The 10,362-nt window shown below is 49.6% G+C and carries 10 protein-coding genes; 1 reads left to right on the top strand and 9 read right to left on the bottom strand.

The features are described from left to right. The 7 genes from bamA to frr form a co-directional block, all read right to left on the bottom strand. A partial coding sequence (gene bamA / locus ACTHUM_RS09835) for an outer membrane protein assembly factor BamA (RefSeq protein WP_440402839.1) occupies window positions 1-2,332 on the bottom strand: 2,332 nt, incomplete at its 3' end. A gap of 3 nt (window positions 2,333-2,335) precedes the next feature. Beyond that, on the bottom strand, window positions 2,336-3,676 hold the full coding sequence (gene rseP / locus ACTHUM_RS09830) for an RIP metalloprotease RseP (RefSeq protein WP_296184567.1): 1,341 nt from the start codon (window positions 3,674-3,676) through the stop codon (window positions 2,336-2,338). A 131-nt stretch (window positions 3,677-3,807) separates the two neighbouring features. Beyond that, a complete protein-coding gene (ispC, locus tag ACTHUM_RS09825) occupies window positions 3,808-4,989 on the bottom strand; it encodes a 1-deoxy-D-xylulose-5-phosphate reductoisomerase (RefSeq protein WP_440361250.1) in 1,182 nt (393 codons plus the stop codon). A gap of 117 nt (window positions 4,990-5,106) precedes the next feature. Continuing rightward, window positions 5,107-5,856, bottom strand: coding sequence for an SIMPL domain-containing protein (locus tag ACTHUM_RS09820; protein WP_003747899.1), 750 nt, complete (start codon window positions 5,854-5,856; stop codon window positions 5,107-5,109). A 33-nt stretch (window positions 5,857-5,889) separates the two neighbouring features. Next, a complete protein-coding gene (locus tag ACTHUM_RS09815) occupies window positions 5,890-6,684 on the bottom strand; it encodes a phosphatidate cytidylyltransferase (RefSeq protein ID WP_440361249.1) in 795 nt (264 codons plus the stop codon). 5 nt (window positions 6,685-6,689) lie between these two features. After that, window positions 6,690-7,436 carry an isoprenyl transferase gene (locus tag ACTHUM_RS09810; RefSeq protein WP_036492295.1) on the bottom strand — a complete coding sequence of 249 codons (747 nt, stop codon included), beginning with the start codon at window positions 7,434-7,436 and terminating at the stop codon, window positions 6,690-6,692. 57 nt (window positions 7,437-7,493) lie between these two features. Further along, window positions 7,494-8,051 (bottom strand): ribosome recycling factor, encoded by a 558-nt coding sequence (gene frr / locus ACTHUM_RS09805; RefSeq protein WP_049332978.1) that lies wholly within the window; start codon window positions 8,049-8,051, stop codon window positions 7,494-7,496. A 532-nt stretch (window positions 8,052-8,583) separates the two neighbouring features. Here frr and ACTHUM_RS09800 point away from each other — a divergent pair. Further along, entirely contained in the window at window positions 8,584-9,189 is a 606-nt protein-coding gene (locus ACTHUM_RS09800) for a hypothetical protein (RefSeq protein ID WP_224783379.1), read from the top strand. Between the two features lie 150 nt (window positions 9,190-9,339). On the opposite strand, the gene ACTHUM_RS09795 is transcribed toward ACTHUM_RS09800, so the two are convergent. Next, window positions 9,340-9,639 (bottom strand): DUF2818 family protein, encoded by a 300-nt coding sequence (locus ACTHUM_RS09795; RefSeq protein ID WP_039861891.1) that lies wholly within the window; start codon window positions 9,637-9,639, stop codon window positions 9,340-9,342. A gap of 220 nt (window positions 9,640-9,859) precedes the next feature. Continuing rightward, on the bottom strand, window positions 9,860-10,362 hold a 503-nt coding region (locus tag ACTHUM_RS09790; protein ID WP_440402838.1), incomplete at its 5' end, for an NADH-quinone oxidoreductase subunit N.

The following is a 10,362-nucleotide window of genomic DNA, read 5'->3' as shown; positions in this document are numbered from 1 at the left end:
CATAACTGAACTTCATCGGACCCAGCGGAGAGAGCCAGGTCACGGCAGCACCGGCAGAGTAACGCAATTCGTTTTTGAATGTCGATTTGTGCGTTGTGCCTACGCCATACACGTTTTGGAGCGCGCCATTGGTGTAATAAGAATTGCTGCTGCTGTCGTTGTAGGTTTTGTCATCCCACACGCTGCCAGCATCGGCAAACAGGCTCAGACGGACGGTACGAGAGTCTTTAATGCCCGGCATCGGGAAGAGCAACTCTGCGGAAACGTTGGCTTTTTTGTTACCGCCGTAGCTGATTTTCTCGCCGTATTCGTCATAGACTTTCGGGCCCAGCGTACCGCTTTCAAAGCCGCGGACAGAACCTAAGCCGCCACCGTAGAAGTTTTCAAAGAACGGCATGGTTTTGGTTTTACCGTAGCCGTTGCCATAACCGACTTCGCCACCCAGCATCAGCGTGAAATCTTTGCTCAATGGGAAGAACCAGGTTTGGTTGTGGGTCAGGGTGTAGTATTGCAGGTCGCTGCCCGGCAAAGCGATTTCGCCGTTCACGCCGGTCAGGTAACCGCGGGTCGGCCACAAGGCATTGTCGGTTTTGTTGCGACCCCAGCCGATGGTACCTTTGTACAACCAGCCTTTGAAGCTACCCACGCCGCTACCGTCGCCCTTACCGTATTGATTGATAAAGTCGGCATAGCGTTTAGGCGCGCCTTTGTAGGTATTCACGGTCAGACGCTCTGCGGCCAAACCGAAGTTCACACGGTCATATTCGGTAACCGGAATACCGATACGCAAACCGCCGCCGAAAGTTGTGGTTTTATATTGTTTCGCGCTGGAAGAAGCTTTACGCGGGTCGTAAGTCTTACCATAAAGGTCGTAGCCCAAGCTTACGCCGTCAGGTGTGAAGTATGGGTCGGTAAACGACAACGAGCCGTTTACTGTGGTTTTACTGCGGGAAGCGCGCAGTGCAACGGATTTACCCGTACCGAACAGGTTGTCTTGAGCCACACCGGCAGACATCACCAAACCGGTATCCTGAACCCAACCTGCGCTCAAGTCGAGCGATCCGGTAGAACGTTCGGTCAGGCTCATGTTCAGGTCAACTTGGTCGGGCGTATTGGCCACAGGAACCGCATCAAATTGAACGTTGTCGAAGTAGCCCAACAACTCAACGCGCTCTTTAGAACGTTGCAGTTTGGCAGAGTCGTAAGGCGCCGATTCCATTTGACGCAACTCGCGGCGGATGACTTCGTCACGGGTTTTGTTGTTGCCGGTAATGTTGATTTCGTTTACATAGATTTTGCGGCCCGGTTGAACGGTCAGAACAAAATCAACGGTATGCGTTTCGGCATTTGGAATCGGTTGGACATTGATTTCGCTAAATGCGTAACCTGCCTGACCCATGCGGTTTTGGATGGCCTCGAGCGAATTGGACATTTGCGCGCGCTCATACCATTTGCCCGGCTTCATGGTCAGCAGTTTTTCCAAATCTTCTTTCGGCACTTCCAACGTATCGCCTTCGATGCGTACATTGCCCCAACGGAAGCGGTCGCCTTCGCTGACGATTACTTTAATGGTCTGCTTGGTTTTGTCTTCGTTGGTTTGGATGTCGGTATCCAAAATGCGGAAGTTGAAGTAGCCGTTGTTTTGATAGAAATTGGTAACTTTTTCCATGTCCTGAGCAAATTTTTGCTCATTGAACTGGTTGCTCTTGGTAATCCAAGTCCACATGCCGCCTTCGCTCAGGGACATTTGTTTCATCAGACGGCGGTCGGAATAAACTTCGTTGCCTTCAAATGAAATATCGGTAATCTTGGTAGATTTGCCCTCTTCGATGGCAATATCGATAGACACGCGGTTGCGGGCGAGTTTGGTTACGGTCGGAGTGATTTGGACAGACTGTTTGCCACGGCTCAAATACTCTTCTTTCAAACCGGCAACGGCTTGATTCAGCGTTGCTTGGTTGAAGTATTGGGATTGCGCCAAACCAAATGCTTCAAGGTTTTTCTTGATGGCATCGTTTTGCAGCATTTTCGCGCCGGTAATATTGAGCGAGCTGATGGTCGGACGCTCAATCACGGTCAGCAGGACTTGATTGTCCATGGTTTCGACGCGTACATCGTCAAAGAAACCGGTTGCGTAGAGTTTTTTGATGATTTCTTCACTGCGCGCATCATTGAAATTATCACCGACTTTAACGGGCAGGTAGTTGAAGACGGTACTCGGCTCGGTGCGTTGCAGGCCTTCGACGCGGATGTCCTGAATGGTAAAGTCAGCCAATGCCAACGGAGACAGGCTCAATACCATTAAAGCGGAAGCAATCTGGTTCAGTTTCATAAATTATCCAAACAAACGGTTGATGTCATTAAAGAAAGCCACAGCCATCATCAAAAGCATGGCTGCCAGTCCGAAGCGCAGGCCGACTGCCTGTATGCGCTCGCTCAAAGGCTTTCCGCGTATCCATTCGGCGGTATAGAAAACCAGATGTCCGCCGTCTAAAACGGGCACGGGCAAAAGGTTCAACACGCCTAAGCTGATGCTGACCAAGGCCAGAAATTCGAGGTAGCTCTGCAATCCGAGTTTGGCGGACTGTCCGGCGACATCGGCAATGGTCAGGGGGCCGGAAATATGGTTCAAAGAGGCATTGCCCGTAACCAGTTTTCCGAAAAATTTGAGGGTTGTCCACGAATAGTTGACGGTTTTGTTCCAACCCAATTCAAAGGCTTGGGCAACGGAAGGCGTATAACGGTAGCGGATGGTTTTATCCCACTCTTTATCCGCCTGGGCGGCAAGCCCTGCTCTACCCACCAGCACGCCTGCCGACTGCTCGACGCTGTCCGGCCGGATAGCGGTCGCCAGTATTTTACCGTCACGCTCGTAAGTCAGCTCAATTCGTTTACCGGGGCTGGCGCGGAAGAGTTCCGTCCATGCCTGCCAGCTTTCGATGGGCTTCCCATCGGCGGTCAGCAGTTTGTCGTTTTCCTTCAAGCCTGCTTTTTCGGCCGGACTATCAGCCAAGACTTTGCCGATGCGGTTAGTAATTCTAAAAGGCAAAAGGCCGATGTTGCCTTGGCTTTTCGCAACTTTACCTGCTTCAGGCGTGCCGGCGGCATCAATTATGCGGATGGCTTGGGTATTTGAGGCCGTCTGAACAGCAACTTTTACAGGGCCGGCTTCAAGGTTCAACACCATCTCGGTTTGCGCATCGCTCCAGTCTTTAACGGCGATTCCGTTAACCGATACAATTTTATCGCCTGCCTGAAAACCTGCTTTGGCGGCAATACTGCTAGGCTCGACCATGCCGACATAGGGGCGCAACTCGGTCACGCCGAAGGAAAAGCTCAAACCGTAAAGCAAAACGGCCAAAATCAAATTGGTCAAAGGGCCGGCGGCGACAATGGCGATGCGCTTGGCCGGATGCTGCTTGTCAAAGGCGTACGGCAAATCTGCCTCTGCCACCTCGCCTTCGCGCGTATCGACCATTTTAACGTAACCGCCCAGCGGAATCGGGGCAAGACACCACTCGGTATCGCCGCGTTTTCGGGTAAAAAAGGGCTTACCGAAGCCAACGGAAAAGCGCACGACTTTAACGCCGCACCAGCGGGCAACAATATAGTGTCCGAACTCATGCAGGCTGACCAGAATCAGAATGGCGACGATAAAGGCTAAAAAGGTTTGCAAAAAAATCCCCTGAATGGAATGTGATCATCAACGGATAAGGCCGTCTGAAAACCGATTATAAAGGCAGTTGTTCCATTTTGTCTGCCTAAATGCCAAGCGGTTGACGTTTCAGACGGCCTGTCATTGAAGCTTTATTGTTTGCCGATAAAGGCTTCTGCCTGTCTGCGTGTTTGCGCGTCTTGCGCCAACAGGCCTTCGATATCATGATGGCCGTCTGAAAAATTTTGGGCAAGACAGTGGGCAACGACTTTGGCAATATCGGTAAACTTGATGCGTTTATCTAAAAAAGCGGCCACGGCAACTTCGTTGGCAGCGTTCAACACGCAAGGCGCGGCGCCGCCTGCATTCATGGCCTGATAGGCAAGTTTCAGGCATGGGAAACGGTCAAAGTCAGGCTTTTGGAAGGTCAACGCGGACAATGCGCCGAAATCCAGCTCGTCCACGCCGGAATCGATGCGTTCGGGCAGGCCCAAACAATAAGCAATCGGCGTACGCATATCGGGATTACCCAACTGCGCCAATACCGAACCATCGCGATAACGCACCATACTGTGAATCACGGATTGCGGATGAATGACGACTTCCAGTTTTTCCGGCGGACAGTTAAACAGCCAATGCGCCTCAATCAACTCCAAGCCCTTATTCATCATTGACGCGGAATCGACGGAAATTTTTCGCCCCATACTCCAATTCGGATGCTTGACCGCCTGCTCGGGCGTAATGCTGTCAAATGTACTTAAATCGGTGTTAAGGAATGGTCCGCCCGATGCGGTCAGAATAATCGAATTGATACCGTGCTCATTCAGACGGCCTGTGTAATCCCTTGGCAATACTTGGAAGATGGCGTTGTGTTCGCTGTCAATCGGCAAGACGGTAGCGCCGTTTTGGCGGGCGGTTTCCATAAACAATGCGCCGGAAACCACCAGCGTTTCTTTGTTGGCCAGATAAATGGTTTTGCCTTTTTTAGCGGCGGCCAAAGCCGACGGCAAACCGGCCGCGCCGACAATGGCACACATCACGCCGCTGACTTCATCGGCAGAGGCGACATCAATCAGGGCTTGAGCGCCATATAAAACCTGCGTACTGATGCTTTCTTGTTTGAGTTTCTTTTCCAGCTCGGCAGCATGGCCGGCATCGCCGACAACGGCATATTCCGGGCGGAACTGTTTGCATTGCGCTGCCAGCTTGTCCACCTGCCTATGCCCTGCCAGCGCGAACACGCGGAATTTTTCAGGATGGCGGGAGACAACGTCTAAAGTGTTTTCGCCTATGCTGCCGGTACTGCCTAATATGGTCAGAACTTGTTGTGTCATGGTGTGTTCTTTATGTGCTGTGCAAACGGTATTCATCGTGTTTGAAATAAATTTCTTTGCCGTTTCCAATTTTCAGACGGCCTTTTGCCTCCCAGCTGAAAAGGCCGTCTGAAAGAATTACTCAATGCCGTATTCGATGGTAACAACCAGTCGGACTTGCTTGCCGACGGTGCTTTTATCGTAAGAACCGCCGTACTCGTCGTCCTCGCTACTGCCGGTGTCGGCATAGATGTTGAACGAACCTTGCGAAGCAGAACGCATGGCGCCCACTTTGCCGCCGCCGGTTTTGGCAAATTCGGCCGCGCGTTTCTGCGCGTCCTCAGTCGCCTGCGTGATCAAATCACGTTTGATGGTTTCTAAATTGCCCAGCAAATATTGCGGATTGTCGAAGCGGATGAATTCGTTTTGCGCACGGAAATTCAAAATGGCGCGCTGGGCGGCTTGGATTTTGTCCAGTTTTTTGGTGTTGACCACAATATTGAGGTCGCCATCGTAGCCGTTGGGCGTGCGGGTTACGTTGCCCAGTTCGTCGCGGGTTTCATTGAAAACGCGCGACACTTCAGGCAGGCCTACTTTCATTTCAGCCGCCGTAAAGCCTTGCTCACCCAAAAATTTAGACAGCTTCTTGCGTCTTGCCGTCAGTAAATCCAAAACTTCCTGATAGCTCTCGCCGTGCGCATTTACGCCCGTATTCCACGTCGCGCTGTCGGATTGGAAGTTTTTCTCCGCCAAACCTTTTACGGTAATCGTCCCGGGTTGGCGCAGATTCTTAAACTGCACGCCCAAAATAAACGCCGCAGCCATCAATCCCAGTGCCAACAATACGCCCAAGATCGATAAAGATGAAATCTGTTTTTGTTCGGACATAATCAGCTCCCCCAACCATGTGAGACAGACGGTTTAAAACAAATATACAAAGGCGGCATAAATGCTGATAACGGCGATCAGACTGTCCACACGGTCGAACACGCCGCCGTGCCCCGGCAGCAGATTGCTGCTGTCTTTGATACCTGCCGCACGTTTGAGCCAGCTTTCCAGCAAATCGCCGCACACGCTGACAACGGTCAGAATCAAGCCGATCAAAATCGTTTTGAACCACCCGGCTTCAAAAGCCAGCCAACCGGCTTTCCATACAACGGTCATGTACACGGCAACGCACAATGCGCCGCCGATTGCACCTTCCCAGCTTTTACCCGGGCTGATGGTCGGCGCAATTTTGCGCTTACCAAACGACTTGCCGCAGAAATACGCGCCAATATCGGCCACCCATACCAAGCCCATAATCGCCAATAAAGACAGCGCGTCTTCAGGCTGAGGGCGCAGGTAAACCAGTGCGAACCAAAACGGCATCACCAACAACCAACCGACCGTGTAAGCCTGCCAGCCGCCGTTTAGCTTCCATTTCGCTTTCAGCCACCAAGGCATGACAATCAGCCAAAACGCCAATACGACACACCAAACCAAATTGGGCAGCTGCCAACCGCCGGCATAGGCAATCACGCCGAACACCAGCGTTGACGCCAAATAATGATTGATTTTCAGCTTGTCCAAGCCGCTCATGCGGGCATATTCCCACAAAACCAACATAGCAATCAGGCCGCAAAACGCCGCCCACAGCCACATAGGTGCATAAAACAGCATACCCAGCATCAGCGGCAAGAGCCACAGCGCCGTTAAAATCCGTTGTTTCAACATAATTCTCAACCCCGTTGCTGCTCAAGCGGCAGCTGTTCGGAAGTCCGCCCGAAGCGGCGTTCCCGTTTTTGAAACGAAGCAATCGCCTCGTTCAGCGATTTCTCATTAAAATCAGGCCACAGCGTATCCGTAAAATACAATTCCGCGTACGCCATCTGCCACAGCAGGAAATTACTGATGCGCGTCTCGCCGCCGGTGCGGATAAACAAATCCGGCTCGGGTGCATCGCCCAACATCAAATAGCGCGACAACGCCTCTTCCGTAATCTCTGTTGCACCCTCGGCAATCAACTGATTTGCCGCCTGCAAAATATCCCAGCGGCCGCCATAATCGGCGGCGATGCTCAAAGTCAAACCGGTATTGTTTGCCGTCAACGCCTCTGCCGCCTCAATCCCCTTCAGGATTTCAGCGTTAAACCGCTCGCGGCTGCCGATGACTTTCAAGCGCATATTGTTATCGTGCAAACGGCGCACCTGCTTTTGCAAAGCCTGCAAAAACAGCCCCATCAGAAAAGAAACCTCTTCCTCGGGGCGTCGCCAGTTTTCAGTCGAAAAAGCAAACACGGTCAAATACCGCACACCCAGCTCAGCACAATGCTTCACCATGTTCTCCAGCGCATCCAAGCCGCGCTTATGCCCCATCACACGGGGAAGAAAACGCTTCTTTGCCCAACGTCCGTTGCCGTCCATAATCACGGCAATATGTCGGGGGATGGCAGAGTGTTCCAAAATCGTCTGCGTACTGCTTTTCATGTCTGCCTTTCAGGGAGCAAACCGTCCAAAGGCCGTCTGAACGGTTTGCACACAGGATTAAATCGCCATCAAATCTTCTTCTTTGGCCGCCAAGAGCTTGTCTGCCTCAGCAATGTATTTGTCGGTCAATTTCTGAACCGCTTCCTCGCCGCGGCGGGCTTCGTCTTCAGAAATTTCTTTGTCTTTCAACAATTTTTTGATGTGGTCGTTTGCATCACGGCGCACATTGCGGATAGACACACGGCCCTCTTCCGCCTCGCCGCGCACTACTTTGATCAAATCTTTACGGCGTTCCTCAGTCAGCATAGGCATAGGGACACGGATCAAATCGCCGACAGAAGCAGGGTTCAGGCCCAAGTTGGAATCACGGATCGCTTTCTCGACTTTTGAAGCCATATTGCTCTCGAAAGGTTTCACACCAATCGTACGCGCATCCAAAAGCGTCACGTTCGCCACTTGGCTCACAGGTACCATGCTGCCCCAGTATTCCACTTCCACTTGGTCGAGCAGGCCGGTATGCGCACGGCCGGTACGTACTTTAGCCAAATTGTCTTTCAATACTTCCAGAGAACGCTGCATTTTGCCTTCAGCTGTCTTTTGAATATCATTAATCATCTTAATACTTTCAATTTCATAGGAATAAAACAGAATTAACCGAGAATAGTACCGTTAAACCGCCCCCACGACAAGGCTTTACGCCCCAACAGCCTTGTTTTCTAACCGATATTTAACATCAAACAAAATAAAGGCCGTCTGAAAATCTTTCAGACGACCTTTATTGTTTCAAGCAACTACATCAACTCGGCCTTTTGGCTTAATTTATTTACCAACTGACCCAAACTGAAATCTCCCTATCATTTTCAATCGAAATCTAATCTTAATAACTCAAAAGCTCACAGTTGTACTCTTGGTAATTAAAGTTAACTTGCCCTCGACATCTACCATCACTATCGGAAACCTTCTCTCTAAAGTAATGAAGTTCGCAAGGTAGATCCAATATAACAACCTGCCTTCCCATGCAAATTTTCACATTTAGTTTGCAAAATTTGTATAAAAACTGTATTACGTTATAATTGGTTTTATTCGAATACGTTATTTAATTCACCTGAAAACAAACAGATAAATGCAAATTAACTGGAGAATATCTATGAACAAATTACTCATCCTATGCTCAGCATTAGCGCTTTCTGCCTGTGTTGTACCACATCCCTATACTTCAACCGAATATCAAAAATATAAACAAAGTGATTTGAAAGTACCAAATCAACCTTATCCTATACGTTTAGAGGGAGAGTTCGAGCGTAATGGTAAATCTTTCCCTAAAGTAAATCCGGCTCTAACAAAAGCTGCCAAAATTGCACTAAACGGAACAAAGATTGTAACAGTAGACCCGCAAGCCCAAAACAGCCTGAAAATCCATGCCAACAATATCGCCAATATTGGTGGTGCAGTAGGTAACGGTATAAAAACAGGTCTGACTTTCGGATTAGCAGGCAGTACAGTTCAGGATTACTATCAATTCTACTGTAGCTACTCAGATGGCAAAAAAGAATTAAACCGTTCCGAATTTAATCACGCTATTGTGACTACTATTGGTTTAACCTCCACACCCAAAGAGCTGACTCCCCATAGTAATCTGGATCAGGCATTTATCTCTGTAACTAAAGATATTGTTGTTAATTGCTTAGGTGACTTGCAAAACAAAGGTTTCTTGTTACCAGAAACAGCCAATACCCATACCGGCAGTAACTGAAATTTCTGAAGATGTTGCCAAAGCTGCCATTATGAAACTGAATATGGCAACTCCAGGTCAATGTTCCAAAGCTCATCCCTAAAACAATCCTTACTTGATATAAAAAGGCCGTCTGAAAATCTTTCAGACGGCCTTTTCCTAATTCAAATCCTACTCTCTATTTCTCTCATTCCAAAAGTAACGCCATACAAAGCATGGGAAAGCAAAAATCAGGTAGAGGCAGACAACGGTCGCGTAAAACTCCCAATCTTGGGCATGTACGGCACCAGCTCGCGATTCGAGGATATAGGCGAGGATCGCGGTAAGAAGGAAACCTGCCAGCAATTCGATCAAGTGATGGCCGATATGTTTGCGTTTCAGGGCGACGATGCCGAAGAATTTGGTGGTAATAAATGGTGCGTTGGCAAAGATAAGTGCCAACAACAAAAGAATGTACATGGATGCGGTCATGATGGTCTTTCTGTTTTCAGACGGCCTGTGTGTGATTTTAACATGTTAAATGGGCATTCTTGCCCATTATTATCCGTGGAATATTCAATATCTTGATGATGCCCGCTTGATGATTGCTCAAAGGCTTGAGGCCGTCTGAACTTTGGGTATATTTCATCCGAATGCGAATCCTAACAAAAACGGCGGCTTTGGAACAGCCGCCGTTGGTTTTGTTTGAAGCTTACAGGGTATTTATCAATGCTTTGGCACACCAGTCGATAACGGTTTGCGGCATGATACCCCACAGGAGCAGTAGGAAGGCATTGACCGTCAGGACAAATTTGGCGGCATAGTTGCTGCCGACCGGCTGGTCATGATCAGGTGCATCGAAGTAGATGACTTTGACCACGCGCAGGTAGTAGAACGCACCAATCAGCGACATGATGACGGCAAATACGGACAACCAAACATGGCCTTGTTTCAAGAGAGCCATAATCACGCCGAATTTGGCGTAGAAGCCCATCAGCGGCGGAATACCCGCCATGGAGAACATAGACAGCAACATCAGGAAGGCAAACCATGCATGGCGTTGGTTAAGGCCTGCGAGGTCTTTGATGTTTTCACATTCAATGTCTTTGGTGGACAATACCATCAAAACACCGAAGCTGACTGCCGCCATCAAAGCATAGGTAATGGCGTAATACAAACCTGCAGTAAAGCCGACTGCGCCTGCCATAAACGCCA

This window comes from Neisseria sp. P0021.S006, from assembly GCF_051956895.1.
This window is presented reverse-complemented; position numbering and strand designations above follow the sequence as displayed.